This window comes from Streptomyces sp. NPDC007872, from assembly GCF_042868165.1.
GTDB lineage: Bacteria > Actinomycetota > Actinomycetes > Streptomycetales > Streptomycetaceae > Streptomyces.
This window is the reverse complement of the sequence record NZ_JBIAEA010000001.1, coordinates 1,249,107-1,265,765: the sequence shown is the minus strand read 5'-3', so window position 1 is coordinate 1,265,765 and position 16,659 is coordinate 1,249,107. Positions and strand designations below refer to the sequence as shown.

The window sequence follows — 16,659 nt, the reverse complement described above, 5'->3', positions numbered from 1 at the left end:
CTAATCCACCCCGAAGGGCTTCATCGTTCGACTTGCATGTGTTAAGCACGCCGCCAGCGTTCGTCCTGAGCCAGGATCAAACTCTCCGTGAATGTGTACCCGTAATCGGGTGAGACACTCGCGTTGAGCGGGACGGACAGGTCGGAATAGGACCCGCCGTCCACAGCGTCCTCGCTGTGTGTGCCACCCCGGAGGGTGGACTTTTTCAAAGGAACCTCGACCATCCGGAGATGGACGGGGTATCAACTAATCTGGCGTTGATTTTTGGCACGCTGTTGAGTTCTCAAGGAACGGACGCTTCCTTCGTACTCACCCTCTCGGGCTTTCCTCCGGGCTTTTCCCTTCGGTCTTGCGTTTCCGACTCTATCAGATCTTTCCGATCCGATTTCCTCGGTGCTTTCCGGTCCCTTTTGTTTTCACTCCGGGGGCCTTTCGGCGTTTCCGACTTTATCAGAAGTTCTGAGTCGGATTTCCCGCCTCCCGTTTGGCCTTCCGAGCGCACGTCGGCGCCGGGGCTTCCCGTTCTGGCGGAGCCGTAAACGTACTGGAGCGGGGCGCCCCGATGCAAATCGAGGCGCCCCGCTCCACTGCTGTGCTGGTCAGGCTGTCGTGCTGGTCAGACCTCCACGACGACCGGGAGGATCATCGGGCGCCGGCGGTAGGTGTCGGAGACCCACTTGCCGACGGAACGGCGGATGAGCTGCTGGAGCTGGTGCGGCTCGACGACGCCGTCCTGGAACGACTTGTTCAGGGCCTGGTCGATCTTCGGGAGCACCGCGTCGAAGGCGGAGTCCTCGATGCCGGAGCCGCGGGCGTGGACGTGGGGGCCGCCCACGATCTTGCCCGTCGACGAGTCGACCACGACGAAGACCGAGATGATGCCCTCCTCGCCGAGGATCCGGCGGTCCTTGAGGGAGGTCTCGGTGACGTCGCCGACCGAGAGGCCGTCGACGTACACGTAACCCGCCTGGACCTTGCCGGTGATCCGGGCACGGCCGTCGACCAGGTCGACGACGACGCCGTCCTCGGCGATGACGATGTGGTCCTTGGGGATGCCCGTCATCGCGCCGAGTTCGGCGTTGGCGCGCAGGTGGCGCCATTCTCCGTGGACCGGCATGAGGTTCTTCGGCCGGCAGATGTTGTAGAAGTACAGCAGCTCGCCGGCCGAGGCGTGGCCCGAGACGTGCACCTTGGCGTTGCCCTTGTGGACGACGTTCGCGCCCCAGCGGGTCAGGCCGTTGATCACGCGGTAGACCGCGTTCTCGTTGCCCGGGATCAGCGAGGACGCCAGGATCACGGTGTCGCCGGGGACGATCCGGATCTGGTGGTCGCGGTTGGCCATGCGGGACAGGGCCGCCATCGGCTCGCCCTGGGAACCCGTACAGACGAGCACGACCTCGTCGTCCGGCAGGTCGTCGAGGGTCTTCACGTCCACGACGAGACCGGCCGGGACGCGGAGGTAGCCCAGGTCGCGGGCGATGCCCATGTTGCGGACCATCGAGCGGCCGACGAAGGCGACCCGGCGCCCGTACTCGTGGGCGGCGTCGAGGATCTGCTGGATGCGGTGCACGTGACTGGCGAAGCTGGCCACGATGATGCGCTTCGGGGCGTTCGCGAAGACGTTGCGCAGGACGTTCGAGATGTCCCGCTCCGGCGGGACGAAGCCCGGGACCTCGGCGTTCGTCGAGTCGGAGAGGAGGAGGTCGATGCCCTCCTCGCTGAGCCGGGCGAACGTGTGGAGGTCGGTGAGGCGACCGTCCAGCGGGAGCTGGTCCATCTTGAAGTCGCCGGTGGCGACGACCATGCCCGCGGGGGTGCGGACCGCGACCGCGAGCGCGTCCGGGATGGAGTGGTTGACCGCGATGAACTCGCAGTCGAACGCGCCCAGGACCTCCCGGTCGCCCTCCTTCACCTCGAGGGTGTAGGAGCGGATGCGGTGCTCCTGGAGCTTGGCCTCGATCAGGGCGAGGGTCAGCTTGGAGCCGATCAGCGGGATGTCCGGCTTGAGCCGGAGCAGGTAGGGGACGGCACCGATGTGGTCCTCGTGGCCGTGCGTGAGCACGATGCCCTCGATGTCGTCGAGGCGGTCCCGGATGATGGTGAAGTCCGGGAGGATCAGGTCGATGCCGGGCTGCTCCTCCTCCGGGAAGAGGACGCCGCAGTCGACGATGAGCAGGCGGCCGTCGAATTCGAAGACCGTCATGTTGCGGCCGATCTCGCCGAGGCCGCCGAGCGGGATGACGCGCAGGGCGCCCTCGGGCAGCTTCGGCGGGGCGCCGAGTTCGGGATGCGGATGACTCAAAAGACTCTCCTCACCACGCGCGCCACGTACCCCCTGGCACGTGGCGCGCATGACAATCGTGCACTTGCTGTTGTGGGTGTTCAGTTGTCGAGACCTTGTTCAGTTGTGAAGTCCGTTGTCAGAGTTCTACCCCGCCGGCGGCCAGGTCGACCTTGAGCTGCTCCGTCTCCTCCGGGGAGAGTTCCACGAGCGGCAGCCGGAGGGGACCGGCGGGGAGGCCCTGGAGGGCGAGGGCGGCCTTGGTGGTCATGACGCCCTGGGTGCGGAACATGCCGGTGTAGACCGGGAGCAGCTTCTGGTGGATCTCGGTCGCCTTCTGCACCTCGCCGCCCAGGTGGGCGTCGAGGAGGGCGCGGAGCTCGGGGGTGACGACGTGGCCCACGACGGAGACGAAGCCGCAGGCGCCCACGGAGAGCAGCGGCAGGTTGAGCATGTCGTCGCCGGAGTACCAGGCGAGGCCGGAGCGGGCGATGGCCCAGCTCGCGCGGCCGAGGTCGCCCTTGGCGTCCTTGTTGGCGACGACGCGCGGGTGCTCGGCGAGGCGGACGATCGTCGCGGTGTCGATCGGGACGCCGCTGCGGCCGGGGATGTCGTAGAGCATCACCGGCAGCTCGGTGGCGTCGGCGATGGCCGAGAAGTGCCGGTACAGGCCCTCCTGCGAGGGCTTGTTGTAGTAGGGCGTCACGGCGAGGAGGCCGTGGGCGCCGTCGCGCTCGGCCGTGCGGGCGAGCTCGATCGAGTGGCGGGTGTCGTTGGTGCCGATGCCGGCGACGACGTGGGCGCGGTCGCCGACCGCCTCCAGGACGGCTCGTACCAGCTCCGATTTCTCCGCGTCGCTGGTGGTGGGGGACTCGCCGGTGGTGCCGTTGATGACGAGGCCGTCGTTGCCCGCGTCCACCAGGTGGGTGGCGAGTCGCTGGGCGCCGTCGAGGTCGAGTGCGCCGTCCGCCGTGAAGGGCGTGACCATGGCGGTGAGGACCCGCCCGAAGGGGGTCTGCGGAGTGGAGATCGGAGCCATGGGTAACACGCTACTCGCTGCTCAGCGCCGGGTGTCCCCCTGGGGGACGGGAGAAGGGGAGCCCGGCGCTGCCTGCTCGGGGGTTCAGACAGCGCCGGGTCCGTTTGATCAGCCTAGATGAACTTCGTGAAACGTCGCAATACGGACACTTCGCGTGACGGGGTCGGACATGTGTGCCCTACGGGGCCACGCGCCCGTTCTTGTTGAAGGCGGCATGGGTCAGCGGCATCAGCCGGGCCCAGTGCTCCTCCATCTTCTCGCCGACCATCTCGATCTCCCGCTGCGGGAAGGACGGGACGGCGGCCAGCTCGTGCTGGGTGCGCAGGCCGAGGAAGTGCATGAGCGAGCGCGCGTTGCAGGTGGCGTACATCGAGGAGAAGAGGCCGACCGGGAGGACCGAACGGGCGACCTCGCGGGCGACGCCGGCGGCCAGCATCTCCTGGTATGTCTCGTACGCCTGCCGGTACGAGTCCTCCATCGTGCGGCTCACCAGGTCGTGCTGCTCCCGGGTGCCCTCGACGAAGACGTACTTGCCGGGGCGGCCCTCCTGGACGAGCTTGCGGGAGGCGTCGGGGACGTAGAAGACCGGCTGGAGCTCCCTGTAGCGGCCCGACTCCTCGTTGTACGACCAGCCCACGCGGTGCCGCATGAACTCGCGGAACACGAAGATCGGGGCGCTGATGAAGAAGGTCATCGAGTTGTGCTCGAACGGGCTGCCGTGGCGGTCCCGCATCAAGAAGTTGATGAGGCCCTTCGAGCGCTCCGGGTCCTTCTGGAGCTCTTCGAGGGACTGCTCGCCCGCCGTGGAGACCCGGGCGGCCCACAGGACGTCGGAGTCGGCCGCCGCGCTCTTGACCAGGTCGACGGTGACGTCGCTCCGGAAGTCGATCTTCACGTTCTCGGTGGGGCTGTCGCTCACCAGCGGTCCTTCCAGTCGGGGTGCAGCCGCCCACTTTAACGAGGGGCCGGGGGGAGATCCGCCGTAGGTCGGACCCCCTCCTGCCGGAGGTCCTACCGGAGGACTGCATTCGGCCGGTTTGGTGAAATCCTTGACGAAAACGGGCACCAAAGGACCGGTTTCGTCGTCTGTACCGGTGAAGCACGACGACACCCGAGGAGAGTGGCCCTGATGTTCCGCCGCCGAGAGCCCGTACCGTTCGCGTTCGTGGCGGAGGCCGAAAGTTTTCGCAGTAACGTCACTCCTCCGCCCCGGGAGCGTCTCAGCGCCTCGCAGCTCGTGGGTCGCACCCTGCTCGGGCTGACCGTCGTGGCCGGCCTCGTCGGGTCGCTGGTCCTCGGGATGCCCTCGCTCCAGTCGGGTGACTCGGCCACGCGTCAGCAGCAGTCCGAGGCCTCCGACAACCGCTGAGGTAGCCTCACCGGGCATCGCCCCTTCGAGCGTGCTTGTGAGTGAGGATCTGTCGTGCCCCTGCCCTTTCTGACGGCCGACCGTGCTTTTGACGCGAACGACCAGGTCGCCCTGCCGTTCGACGACCACGACCAGTGGCGTCGTCCGTACCGGCCGGGGTCCTGGCGGGTCGGGGCGGCGGCGCTTTCGCTGCTGCTCGCCTCCTTCGTCCTCCTCGCCGCGGTGATCATCGCCGCGGCGGGCTCCGTCGGCGGCGCGTCCGTCACCTTCGGCGTCGCCGGGCTCGTCATCGTGGCCACGCTGCGGATGCTGCGGATGGGCACCTGGGTGAGCCGGGCCGGTGTGCGGCGCGTGGGCTTCCTCTCGACCGTCACCGTGCCGTGGGCCAAGGTGACGTCCGTACGGACCGTCCAGCAGCCGGTGCGCTGGCTGGGACTCCCCCGTACCGTCCAGGGCCAGGCCCTGGTGCTCGGCCGGCAGGGCGGTGAGCAGCTCGTGCTGCTCACCGACCACAACGCCGACTTCCTCTCCCGGGTCGAGGCCTTCGACCGGGCGGCCGACACGGTCGAGGCCTGGGAGGCCGAGTACGGCCCGGCCCCGGCTCCGGCCCCGGCCGCCGCTACGCGCTGACCGGACGCCCCTCGTGGAGCGCGATGGCCCGCTGCATCGCCCGGCGGGCCCTGGGGGTGTCGCGCGCGTCGTGATAGGCGACCGCGAGCCGGAACCAGCAGCGCCAGTCCTCGGGCGAGTCCTCCGTCTCGGCCTTGCGCCGGGCGAAGACCTCGTCGGCCGAGTCCCGGTCGATCCGGCCGCCCGCCGTGCGCTTCAGCTCGTCAACGGGCAGGCCGCCCTCCGCCTCCAGCTCGGCGGCGAGGCGGTTCGCCCGGCGCGCGAAACGGGTGTTCTTCCAGAGGAACCAGCCGCCGACCAGCGGCAGCAGGAACGCCACCGCGCCCATGCCCATGGCGGCCGGTTCGCCCGTGAGGAGCAGCAGGACGCCCTCCATCGCCACCACGCCGAAGACGAGCACGAGCACGGTGGCGAGGAAGACGTACGTGATCTTTCCGCCCACGGCCGTCAGCCCAGGTCCAGGAAGTGCTCCAGGCCGAAGGTGAGGCCGGGGGCGGCGGTCACGCGACGGGCGCCGAGCAGGATGCCCGGCATGAAGCTGGAGTGGTGCAGGGAGTCGTGCCGGACGGTGAGGGTCTCGCCCTCGCCGCCGAGCAGCACCTCCTGGTGGGCGAGGAGCCCGCGCAGGCGCACGGCGTGCACCGGGACGCCGTCGACGTCGGCGCCGCGGGCGCCGTCCAGGGCCGTGGCCGTGGCGTCGGGCTGCGGGGCGCAGCCTGCCTTCGACCGGGCCTCGGCGATGAGCTGGGCGGTGCGGGTGGCGGTGCCCGAGGGGGCGTCCACCTTGTTCGGGTGGTGCAGCTCGACGACCTCGACCGACTCGAAGTACGGGGCCGCGATCTGGGCGAACTTCATGGTGAGGACCGCGCCGATGGAGAAGTTCGGCGCGATGAGGACGCCGGTCCCCGGGGCGGCGTCGAGCCAGGTTCGCAGGTGCGCGAGGCGCTCCTCGGTCCAGCCGGTGGTGCCGACGACCGCGTGGATGCCGTGGCCCAGGCAGAACTCGAGGTTCTCCATCACCGAGTCGGGCGTGGTCAGTTCGACCACGACCTGGGCGTCCGCCTCGACGAGCTTCGACAGCTCGTCGCCGCGGCCGAGGGCCGCGACCAGTTCCATGTCCTCGGCGGCCTCGACGGCCCGGACCGCTTCGGAGCCGATGCGGCCCCGGGCTCCGAGGACCGCCACGCGCAGCTTGCTCATTGCTCTTCCTTAGGGGGACTCGTGGGTCAGGAGACCGCTTGCCGGAGGCGGTCGGCCTGCTTGTCCTTCAGCGGGCCGATCACCGCGAGCGAGGGTCGCTGCTCCAGTACATCGCGGGCGACCTCCCGGACCTCGTCCGGGGTGACGGCCGCGATCCGGGTCAGCATGTCGTCGACCGACATCTGGCTGCCCCAGCACAGCTCGCTCTTGCCGATGCGGTTCATCAGCGCGCCGGTGTCCTCCAGGCCGAGCACGGTCGAGCCGGAGAGCTGGCCGACGGCGCGGCGGATCTCCTCGTCCGTGAGGCCGTCGGAGGCGACCTTGGCGAGCTCGTCCCGGCAGATCTTCAGGACGTCGTGGACCTGGCCGGGCCGGCAGCCCGCGTACACCCCGAAGAGGCCGCAGTCGGCGAAGCCCGAGGTGTACGAGTACACGCTGTAGGCCAGGCCGCGCTTCTCGCGGACCTCCTGGAAGAGGCGGGAGGACATGCCGCCGCCGAGGGCGGTGTTCAGCACGCCGAGGGCCCAGCGGCGCTCGTCGGTGCGGGCCAGGCCCGGCATGCCGAGGACCACGTGGGCCTGCTCGGTCTTGCGGTTCAGGAGCTCGACGCGGCCCGCCGCGCGCAGGGTGCGGCGGCCGTCGCGGGGGGCGACGGGGACGGCGTCGGCGTGCCCGAGGGCGCCGGCCTTCTCGAAGGCGCGGCGGACCTGGCGCACCACCGTGGCGTGGTCGACGTTGCCCGCGGCGGCGACGACCAGGTGGGTCGGGTCGTAGTGCTTCTTGTAGAAGCGGGCGATCTGGTTCCGGGTGAGCGCCTCGACGGTGTCGACGGTGCCGAGGACCGGGCGGCCGAGCGGGGTGTCGCCGAACATCGTCTGCGCGAACAGCTCGTGCACGACGTCGCCGGGGTCGTCCTCGGTCATCGCGATCTCCTCGAGGATGACGCCGCGCTCGGCGTCCACGTCCTCGTCGAGGACGAGCGAGCCGGTGAGCATGTCGCAGACGACGTCGATCGCGAGCGGCAGGTCGGTGTCGAGGACCCGGGCGTAGTAGCAGGTGTACTCCTTCGCCGTGAAGGCGTTCATCTCGCCGCCGACCGCGTCGATCGCGGCGGAGATGTCGAGGGCGGACCGCTTGCGGGTGCCCTTGAAGAGGAGGTGCTCCAGGTAGTGGGTCGCGCCGTTGAGGGCGGGCGTCTCGTCGCGGGACCCGACGTGCGCCCAGATGCCGAAGGTGGCGGAGCGCACGGAGGGGAGGGTCTCGGTGACGATGCGGAGGCCGCCGGGGAGGGTCGTGCGGCGGACCGTGCCGACGCCGTCCTTGCCCGGGAGAAGCGTTTGGGTACGGGCGACGGCCCGCCCCTCCGAAGAGGGGCGGGCCGTCGCGCGGGAACTACGGGACGTCACTTGGCGGTGTCGTCCTTGTCGCCCTCGGCGGCGCCGTCCTCGTCCGCGATCACGGGGACCAGGGAGAGCTTGCCGCGCTGGTCGATCTCGGCGATCTCGACCTGGACCTTGGAGCCGATCGCGAGCACGTCCTCGACGTTCTCCACGCGCTTGCCGCCGGCGAGCTTGCGGATCTGCGAGATGTGCAGCAGGCCGTCCTTGCCCGGCATGAGGGAGACGAAGGCACCGAAAGTGGTGGTCTTGACGACCGTACCCAGGTAGCGCTCGCCGACCTCCGGCATGGTCGGGTTGGCGATGCCGTTGATCGTGGCGCGGGCGGCCTCGGCCTGCGAGCCCTGCTGGGCACCGATGTAGATGGTGCCGTCGTCCTCGATCGTGATCTCGGCGCCGGTGTCCTCCTGGATCTGGTTGATCATCTTGCCCTTGGGGCCGATGACCTCGCCGATCTTGTCCACGGGGATCTTGACGGTGATGATCCGCGGGGCGTTGGGGGACATCTCGTCCGGCGTGTCGATCGCTTCCATCATCACGTCGAGGATGTGGAGGCGGGCGTCGCGGGCCTGCTTGAGGGCCGCGGCCAGGACGGAGGCCGGGATGCCGTCCAGCTTGGTGTCGAGCTGGAGGGCGGTGACGAAGTCCTTCGTGCCGGCGACCTTGAAGTCCATGTCGCCGAAGGCGTCCTCCGCACCGAGGATGTCGGTGAGGGCGACGTAGTGCGTCTGGCCCTCGATCTCCTCGGAGATCAGGCCCATGGCGATGCCGGCGACGGGGGCCTTGAGGGGCACGCCGGCGTTCAGCAGCGACATGGTGGAGGCGCAGACCGAGCCCATCGACGTCGAGCCGTTGGAGCCGAGGGCCTCGGACACCTGGCGGATCGCGTAGGGGAACTCCTCGCGGGTCGGGAGGACCGGCACGAGGGCGCGCTCGGCGAGGGCGCCGTGGCCGATCTCGCGGCGCTTGGGCGAGCCCACGCGGCCGGTCTCGCCGACGGAGTACGGCGGGAAGTTGTAGTTGTGCATGTAGCGCTTGCGCGTCACCGGGGAGAGGGTGTCGAGCTGCTGCTCCATGCGGAGCATGTTGAGGGTGGTGACGCCCAGGATCTGGGTCTCGCCGCGCTCGAACAGCGCCGAGCCGTGCACGCGCGGGATGGCCTCGACCTCGGCGGCGAGCGTACGGATGTCCGTGATGCCGCGGCCGTCGATGCGGACCTTGTCCTTGATGATGCGCTCGCGGACCAGCTTCTTGGTCAGCGCGCGGTAGGCGCCCGAGATCTCCTTCTCGCGGCCCTCGAAGGCCGGGAGGAGCTTCTCGGCGGCGAGCTCCTTGATGCGGTCGAGCTCGGCCTCGCGCTCCTGCTTGCCGGCGATGGTGAGCGCCTGGGCGAGCTCGCCCTTGACGGCGGAGGAGAGCGCCTCCAGGACGTCGTCCTGGTAGTCGAGGAAGACCGGGAACTCGCCGGTGGGCTTGGCGGCCTTGGCGGCGAGGTCCGACTGGGCCTTGCAGAGGACCTTGATGAAGGGCTTCGCGGCCTCGAGACCGGCGGCGACGACCTCCTCGGTCGGCGCCTCGGCGCCGTCCTTGACGAGCTGGACGGTCTTCTCGGTGGCCTCGGCCTCGACCATCATGATCGCGACGTCGCCGTCCTCCAGGACGCGACCGGCGACGACCATGTCGAAGACGGCGTCCTCGAGCTCGGTGTGCGTCGGGAACGCGACCCACTGGCCCTTGATCAGGGCGACGCGGGTGGCGCCGATCGGGCCGGAGAAGGGCAGGCCCGCCAGGATCGTGGAGGCGGAGGCGGCGTTGATCGCGACCACGTCGTACAGGTGGTCGGGGTTGAGCGCCATGATCGTCTCGACGATCTGGATCTCGTTGCGCAGGCCCTTCTTGAAGGAGGGGCGCAGCGGGCGGTCGATCAGACGACAGGTGAGGACGGCGTCCTCGGAGGGGCGGCCCTCCCGGCGGAAGAAGGAGCCGGGGATCTTGCCGGCCGCGTACTGCCGCTCCTCGACGTCCACCGTCAGGGGGAAGAAGTCGAGCTGGTCCTTGGGGCGCTTCGAAGCGGTGGTCGCCGAGAGGACCATCGTGTCGTCGTCCAGGTAGGCGACGGCGGAGCCGGCGGCCTGCTTGGCGAGGCGGCCGGTCTCGAAGCGGATGGTGCGGGTGCCGAAGGTGCCGTTGTCGATGACGGCCTCGGCGTAGTGGGTCTCGTTCTCCACTATGGGGTTCTCCTACGTGTTCGTCTTTGCGTCCGGGGCCCGTGTGGCCGGGGACGGTGTGCGACGGCGGCGGAGAAGCTCGGAGGGCGGGCCGGTCTTCGATCGAAGCACCCGGGGTTTCGGTTCCGGGGGCCACTACCGAGGACCGGCGGCTGGCCGGCGGCTTCTCGCTCGTCGTTATGGGGTTGTAGCTACCAGACTAAATGTCCGTGCGCACTTCGCGCACGTACGACGGCGTGTACGAGCCGTTGCGCTGCCGTACGCACGAGCCGTACGTACGGCAAAGGGAGCGGCCCCCTGGTCCCGGGAACCGCTCCCTTCACGGCGTCTTACTTGGCGCCGCCGGCCGCACCGCGGCGGATGCCGAGGCGGTCGACCAGCGCACGGAAGCGCTGGATGTCCTTCTTGGCCAGGTACTGCAGCAGGCGGCGGCGCTGGCCGACCAGGATCAGCAGACCACGGCGGGAGTGGTGGTCGTGCTTGTGCTGCTTGAGGTGCTCGGTCAGGTCCGAGATGCGACGGGACAGCATCGCGACCTGGACCTCGGGGGAGCCGGTGTCGCCCTCCTTGGTGCCGAACTCGGCCATGATCTGCTTCTTGACGGCGGCGTCGAGAGCCACGCGGATCTCCTCTTGGTTCGTGCGCCCGCGAGTGCCCCTGGTCCATGTCTCAGGGGAAGCTTCCGTGACTCGACGGGCGAAGGTCCGATGGGCGCAGCTTCCAGAGGCTTCGAGGGCTTCCGGGAGCGCGTACACAAACGGCCGTCACACAGCGTACCAGCTCGCCGGAGCGCCCCCGGGGTCCTTTTCCCGCCCCTTCCCGTCGGTGCCTATTTGCTGGTGAGGGAGCGGACCGTGGTGAAGACGTCGAGGACGGCGAGGCAGAGCGGGACGAGGGAGAGCAGGACGAAGCCCTCGGCCAGGTCGAGGAGGCGGCCCCAGAAGGGCGAGAGCCCCTTCTTCGGGATGATCAGGCCGATCGCGGTGATCAGCGCGGCCCCGCCGGCGACGGCGGCGGTGAGCCAGATCGTGCGGATGTCGAGGCCGCCGCGGTCCCCGTACATCAGGAGGTCCTTGACCAGGTCGGCCGGCGGGTTCAGGGAGAGGCCGAGGACGAGCAGCGCGATGGCGGCGATGCCGGCGACCAGGACGCAGGCGACCTGGGAGGTGTAGCGGAAGAGGCGGGCGCGCAGCAGCATCGCGAGGCCGGAGGCGAGGGCGAGGAGCTGGCCCCAGACGTTTCCGGCGAAGCCGAGGACGGCGGCGGAGCCGACGACGACGGCCGCGCAGCCGCCGACCAGGCCGAGGAGCATCTCGTGGCCGCGGCGGGCCTGGAGCGCGATGCGCTCGCCGTCGATGGGACGGCCCTCCCCGCCGGACTGCTGCGGGTCGCCGGGGAACTCGTCGTCGGTGGCGCTGCGCGGGGCGGCGTAGCCGATGGGGAGCCGGGCGAAGCGGGCGGAGAGGCCGGGCAGGAAGGCGACGAGGCCGATGGCGACGGGGGCGCAGACGGCGGCGGTCTCGGTGGCGGTCGACTCGGTGAGGATCGCGACGAAGGTGGCGAGGGTGCCGACGGCGGCGAGGAAGGTGGCGGCGACGAAGGGGGCGTCCCCGCTGGGGGTGAGCGCGACGAGGGCGACGGAGGCGACGAGGACGGTGACACAGCCGAGCAGGAACTGGAGGCGGCCGGGGCCCTGGCCGGCGTCGGGGCCGACGATGCCGGAGCCGGCTATGAGGAGCAGGGGCAGGGCGCCGAGGCCGAGGGCGACGGCGGTCGGCCGGTCCCGGTAGACGCGGGCGCGGACGCCGGCGAAGGCGGTGAGGAGGAGTCCCGCGGCGCCCGCGACGACGCCGGGGAGGCCGTGCATGTCGTGGCGGACCGGGTCGGCGTACCAGAGGACGAAGCCCATGAGGACGAGGAGCAGCACGCCGCCGAGGAGTCCGGCGCCGCGCAGCAGGTCGTCGCTCCACAGGTGCCGGTCGCGGGTGACGGCTGAGGCGACGGCGTCGGAGACGTCGTCGTAGACGGCCGGCGGCAGGGACTGGGCGAAGGGGCGCAGGGAGAGCACCTCGCCGTCGAGGACCTGCTGGGCGGCCAGGGTGCGGGCGCCGTCCAGGACGGATCCGTCGCGGCGGACCAGGTGGTAGCCGGTGGGGGTGCCCGCGGCCTGGGTCTGGCCGGTGAGCCGCAGGATCTCCGGGTGGACGTCGGCGACGGCGATGTCCTCGGGGAGCGCGACGTCGATGCGGCTGTCCGGCGCCACGACGGTGACGCGGCAGAAGCCGGTCGCTGCGGTCGTACTCACGTGTGTGGACCCCCTGATTCGCGGTTGCGCACGATGCGCGCGCCACCCTACCGGGGACCGCCGACGGGGGCTGCAAGTAGGATCGCCGTCCCATGGGGGAAGTCCGCGCGCCCGGCTGCCGACGGGAGTGCCGGCGCGGATGCTCCCGCCACGAGCCCGCCTCCAACGAGGGATTGATGCGCCGGTGAGCCAGATCGTCGTCAAACGCCCGCCGAGGTCCCTTCCTCCGGAAGTGCCCGGTGAGGAACTGGTCCTGGAGTCTCCGCCGGAACTTCCGCGGGGTCAGCAGGAGTCGGCGCTGATGCAGTTGCTCCCGATGCTCGGCATGGGTTCGTCGGTGGTCTTCTTCTTCATGACGCCTTCTCCGATCATGCGGATCATGGGCGTGCTGATGCTGGCGTCGACGGTCGGCATGGCCATCGCGCAGGTCGTCCGGTTCCGTCGCGGTACGCAGGGGCAAATGGCCGATGTCCGCCGCGACTACCTCAAATACCTCGCGCAGACCCGGCGCACGGTCCGCCGCACGGCGCGCAGGCAGCGGGACGCGCAGCTCTATCTGCACCCCGCTCCCGAGCAGTTGTGGTCGGTGGTGGCCGAGGGCTCGCGGGTGTGGGAGCGGCGGGTCGGCGACCACGACTTCGGGCAGGCCCGAATAGGCCTGGGCGCCCAGCAGCTCGCGACGCCGCTGGTGGCGCCGGAGACCGCGCCGGTGGACGAGCTGGAGCCGCTGTGCGCGGGGGCGATGCAGCAGTTCCTCGCGGTGCACGGCACGCTGGACGGGCTGCCGATGGCGGTCTCGATGCGGGCGTTCTACCACGTGACGGTGTCGGGCGAGCCGGAGTCGGCGCAGGCGGCGGCGCGCGCCCTGGTGGCGCAGCTCGTGACGCTGCACTCCCCCGACGACCTGATGCTGGCCGTGGTGGCCGCGCGCTCGGCGCAGGAGCGCTGGGACTGGACGAAGTGGCTGCCGCACGCGCAGGTGCCGGGGCAGGTCGACGGGGCCGGTACGAAGCGGCTGTTCGGCGACGACCTCGGTGAGCTGGAGCAGGCGGTGCGCTCCCGGCTGGACGGGCGGCCGCGGTTCTCCCGGGAGAACCAGCCGGTGCTGGACCAGCCGCACGTGGTCGTGGTCCTGGACGGCGGCATGGTGCCGCCGGACTCGCTGCTCGCGGCGGCCGAGGGCCTCCAGGGCGTGACGATCGTGGAGGTGGTGTCCGGCGAGCTCGACGAGCCGCGCGGCGGGCTGTCGGTGGTGGTGCGGCCGGGGCGGCTGCGTCTGGAGTCGGGCGGCGGCTTCGCGTACGAGGGGCTGCCGGACGGCATGTCCCTGCCGGCGGCCGAGGCGCTGGCCCGGCAGTTGGCGCCGCTGCGGATGGGCGGCGGGGACGACGACGAGCCGCTGCTCGCCAATCTGGACTTCACGGACCTGCTGAACCTGGGGGACGCGGGCTCGGTGGACGTGGCCAGGACCTGGCGGCCGAGGTCGGTGGCCGAGCGGCTGCGGGTGCCGATCGGCGTCGGCGAGGACGGGCAGCCGGTCATGCTGGACCTGAAGGAGGCCGCGCAGGAGGGCATGGGCCCGCACGGCCTGTGCGTGGGCGCGACGGGTTCGGGCAAGTCGGAGCTGCTGCGGACGCTGGTGCTGGGTCTGGCGGTGACGCACTCCTCGGAGACGCTGAACTTCGTCCTCGCCGACTTCAAGGGCGGCGCGACCTTCGCGGGCATGTCGCAGATGCCGCACGTGGCGGCGGTCATCACCAACCTGGCGGACGACCTGACGCTGGTGGACCGCATGGGCGACGCGATCCGCGGCGAGCTCCAGCGGCGCCAGGAGCTGCTGCGCTCGGCGGGCAACTACGCCAACATCCACGACTACGAGAAGGCGCGGGCCGCGGGCGCGCCGCTCGAACCGCTGGCTTCGCTGGTCCTGGTGATCGACGAGTTCTCCGAACTCCTCACCGCCAAGCCGGACTTCATCGACATGTTCATCCAGATCGGCCGGATCGGCCGTTCGCTGGGCGTGCACCTGCTGCTGGCCTCGCAGCGCCTGGAGGAGGGCAAGCTGCGCGGCCTCGACACGTACCTCTCGTACCGGATCGGTCTGCGGACGTTCTCGGCGGCGGAGTCGCGGACGGCGATCGGCGTGCCGGACGCGTACCACCTGCCGTCGGTGCCGGGTTCGGGCTATCTGAAGTTCGGCACGGACGAGATGACCCGCTTCAAGGCGGCGTACGTCTCGGGGACGTACCGGACGGACGGGCCGCGCCTGGAGGTGGGGCAACTGCCGGTGGAGCGGCGGCCCGCGCTGTTCACGGCGGCGCCGGTGCCGGTGGTGTACGCGGCGCCGGACCCGGCGTACCTGACGGAGCGGCGCGCGGAGGAGGACGACGCCCTGGCGGACACGGTCCTCGACGTGATCGTGCGCCGTCTGGAGGGGCAGGGGGTGCCGGCGCACCAGGTGTGGCTGCCGCCGCTCGACCGGGCGCCCTCGCTCGACCAACTGCTGCCGGGGCTCGCGCGGACGGCGGAGCGGGGCTTCACGGCGACGGAGTACACGCGTCAGGGCGCGCTCACCGTGCCGCTCGGGCTCATCGACAAGCCGTTCGAGCAGCGGCGCGAGGTGCTGTACCGGGACTTCTCGGGCGCGGCCGGTCACATGATGGTGGTCGGCGGTCCGCAGTCCGGGAAGTCGACGATGCTGCGGACGCTGATCTCGTCGTTCGCGCTCACCCACACCCCGGCCGAGGTGCAGTTCTACTGCCTGGACTTCGGCGGCGGCGGCATGGTGTCGCTGGCGGACCTGCCGCACGTCGGCGGGGTCGCGTCCCGGCTGGACCCGGAGCGGGTGCGGCGGACGGTGGCCGAGGTGACGGGGGTGCTGAACCGGCGGGAGGAGTTCTTCCGCGCGCACTCCATCGACTCGATCGCGACCTACCGGCGCAAGCGGGCCGCGGGCGAGCTGCCGGGCGAGGCGTGGGGGGACGTCTTCCTGGTGGTGGACGGCTGGGGCGGCTTCCGGAACGAGTACGAGGGCCTGGAGGGGACCGTGTCCGACCTGGCCGCGCGCGGCCTCGGCTACGGCATCCACGTGGTGATCACGGCCTCCCGGTACATGGAGGTGCGGGCGGCCCTCAAGGACCAGATGCTGGGCCGACTCGAACTGCGGCTCGGTGACGTCATGGACTCGGAGTTCGACCGGAAGGTCGCGGCGAACGTGCCGACCGGGGTACCGGGGCGCGGCCAGGTCCCGGAGAAGCTGCACTTCATGGGGGCGCTGCCGCGGATCGACGGATCGAGCGCGAACGACGACCTCGCGGCGGGCACGGCGTCCTTCGTCGAGGCCGTGCGGACCGGCTGGCAGGGTCCGCCGGCGCCGCCGGTGCGGCTGCTTCCGCACAAGCTGTCGGCCGACCGGCTGCCGAAGGGCTTCGAGTTCCCGCAGCACGGCGTCGCGATCGGCATCGACGAGACGCGCCTCGAGCCGGTCTTCGTCAACTTCGAGACGGATCCGTTCTTCCTGATCTTCGGCGAGAGCGAGTCCGGCAAGACGAACCTGCTGCGGCTGATCGTCCAGCAGATCGCCCAGCGGTACTCCCCCGACGAGGCGAAGCTCGTCGTGGGCGACTACCGCCGGGCGCTGCTCGGCAGCCTGCCGGAGGAGCACCTGCTCGAGTACGCGCCGATGGCGAGCTCGATGCAGATGCACATGGAGGCGCTCTCGGGCGTGTTCGCCCGCCGGCAGCCGCCGCAGGACGTGACGCCGCAGCAGCTCCGGGACCGGAGCTGGTGGTCGGGTCCGCAGGTCTTCATCGTCGTCGACGACTACGACCTGGTGGCGACGAGCGCGGGGAACCCGCTGGCGCCGCTCGCGGAGTACCTGCCCTTCGCCCGGGACACGGGGGTGCGGTTCATCATCGCGCGCAACAGCGCGGGCGCCTCCCGCTCGATGTACGAGTCCTTCATGCAGCGCATCAAGGAGCTGGGCGCGCAGGGCGTCGTCCTGTCGGGCGACCCGGCGGAGGGCGACCTGCTCGGCGCGGTGCGGCCCCGTCCGATGCCGCCGGGCCGCGGCCACTTCGTGGGGCGCCGGGGCGGCGCGTCGCTGGTGCAGACGGGGCGGCTGCCGGAGCTGTGACCGGACGCGCGGCCGGGTGCCGGGCCCGGGGCGGGGGCTTCCGCCCCGGGCCCGCCCGGCGGTCCTCACGTCCGC

General features: G+C 70.8%; 12 protein-coding genes and 1 rRNA gene. 3 read left to right on the top strand and 10 right to left on the bottom strand.

Annotated features, from left to right (window positions below):
- From ACFYNX_RS05240 to thyX, 4 genes are all read right to left on the bottom strand, one after another.
- Positions 1-92: ribosomal RNA gene (locus ACFYNX_RS05240) — 16S ribosomal RNA — on the bottom strand; the annotation flags it as partial.
- Positions 93-616: 524 nt separating this feature from the next.
- A complete protein-coding gene (locus ACFYNX_RS05235) occupies positions 617-2,302 on the bottom strand; it encodes a ribonuclease J (protein WP_388657760.1) in 1,686 nt (561 codons plus the stop codon).
- A 118-nt stretch (positions 2,303-2,420) separates the two neighbouring features.
- Positions 2,421-3,320, bottom strand: a complete 900-nt coding sequence (gene dapA / locus ACFYNX_RS05230) for a 4-hydroxy-tetrahydrodipicolinate synthase (protein ID WP_365546168.1) — start codon at positions 3,318-3,320, stop codon at positions 2,421-2,423.
- A gap of 178 nt (positions 3,321-3,498) precedes the next feature.
- Entirely contained in the window at positions 3,499-4,239 is a 741-nt protein-coding gene (gene thyX, locus ACFYNX_RS05225; protein WP_125661882.1) for an FAD-dependent thymidylate synthase, read from the bottom strand.
- A 210-nt stretch (positions 4,240-4,449) separates the two neighbouring features.
- On the opposite strand from thyX, the gene ACFYNX_RS05220 reads away from it, so the two are divergent.
- Both ACFYNX_RS05220 and ACFYNX_RS05215 read left to right on the top strand, forming a co-directional pair.
- The gene (locus ACFYNX_RS05220; protein ID WP_365546173.1) at positions 4,450-4,689 is read left to right on the top strand and encodes a hypothetical protein; all 240 of its coding nucleotides are present in this window, start codon (positions 4,450-4,452) and stop codon (positions 4,687-4,689) included.
- A gap of 54 nt (positions 4,690-4,743) precedes the next feature.
- Positions 4,744-5,319, top strand: coding sequence for a hypothetical protein (locus tag ACFYNX_RS05215; RefSeq protein ID WP_365546176.1), 576 nt, complete (start codon positions 4,744-4,746; stop codon positions 5,317-5,319).
- Here the strand turns inward: ACFYNX_RS05215 and ACFYNX_RS05210 are convergent.
- The 6 genes from ACFYNX_RS05210 to eccD all read right to left on the bottom strand — a co-directional run bounded on the left by ACFYNX_RS05210 (position 5,309) and on the right by eccD (position 12,449).
- The gene (locus tag ACFYNX_RS05210; RefSeq protein ID WP_125661871.1) at positions 5,309-5,761 is read right to left on the bottom strand and encodes a hypothetical protein; all 453 of its coding nucleotides are present in this window, start codon (positions 5,759-5,761) and stop codon (positions 5,309-5,311) included. The genes ACFYNX_RS05215 and ACFYNX_RS05210 overlap by 11 nt on opposite strands.
- Before the next feature lie 5 nt (positions 5,762-5,766).
- The gene (gene dapB, locus ACFYNX_RS05205; protein ID WP_365546181.1) at positions 5,767-6,519 is read right to left on the bottom strand and encodes a 4-hydroxy-tetrahydrodipicolinate reductase; all 753 of its coding nucleotides are present in this window, start codon (positions 6,517-6,519) and stop codon (positions 5,767-5,769) included.
- 26 nt (positions 6,520-6,545) lie between these two features.
- Positions 6,546-7,925 (bottom strand): pitrilysin family protein, encoded by a 1,380-nt coding sequence (locus ACFYNX_RS05200; protein ID WP_125661865.1) that lies wholly within the window; start codon positions 7,923-7,925, stop codon positions 6,546-6,548.
- Entirely contained in the window at positions 7,922-10,144 is a 2,223-nt protein-coding gene (locus tag ACFYNX_RS05195; RefSeq protein WP_125661862.1) for a polyribonucleotide nucleotidyltransferase, read from the bottom strand. The genes ACFYNX_RS05200 and ACFYNX_RS05195 overlap by 4 nt, the downstream gene beginning before the upstream one ends.
- 329 nt (positions 10,145-10,473) lie before the next feature.
- Entirely contained in the window at positions 10,474-10,764 is a 291-nt protein-coding gene (gene rpsO / locus ACFYNX_RS05190; protein ID WP_030693282.1) for a 30S ribosomal protein S15, read from the bottom strand.
- A gap of 209 nt (positions 10,765-10,973) precedes the next feature.
- Entirely contained in the window at positions 10,974-12,449 is a 1,476-nt protein-coding gene (gene eccD / locus ACFYNX_RS05185; protein ID WP_388657752.1) for a type VII secretion integral membrane protein EccD, read from the bottom strand.
- A gap of 184 nt (positions 12,450-12,633) precedes the next feature.
- On the opposite strand from eccD, the gene eccCa reads away from it, so the two are divergent.
- Complete coding sequence (gene eccCa / locus ACFYNX_RS05180; protein WP_388657749.1) at positions 12,634-16,584, top strand: type VII secretion protein EccCa; 3,951 nt, start codon at positions 12,634-12,636, stop codon at positions 16,582-16,584.
- Positions 16,585-16,659: the final 75 nt, after the last annotated feature.

Coding starts and splice junctions, on each gene's coding strand:
- dapA (WP_365546168.1), bottom strand. CDS start 3,320: ATGGCTCCGATCTCCACTCCGCAGACCCCCTTCGGGCGGGTCCTCACC.
- ACFYNX_RS05220 (WP_365546173.1), top strand. CDS start 4,450: ATGTTCCGCCGCCGAGAGCCCGTACCGTTCGCGTTCGTGGCGGAGGCC.
- dapB (WP_365546181.1), bottom strand. CDS start 6,519: ATGAGCAAGCTGCGCGTGGCGGTCCTCGGAGCCCGGGGCCGCATCGGC.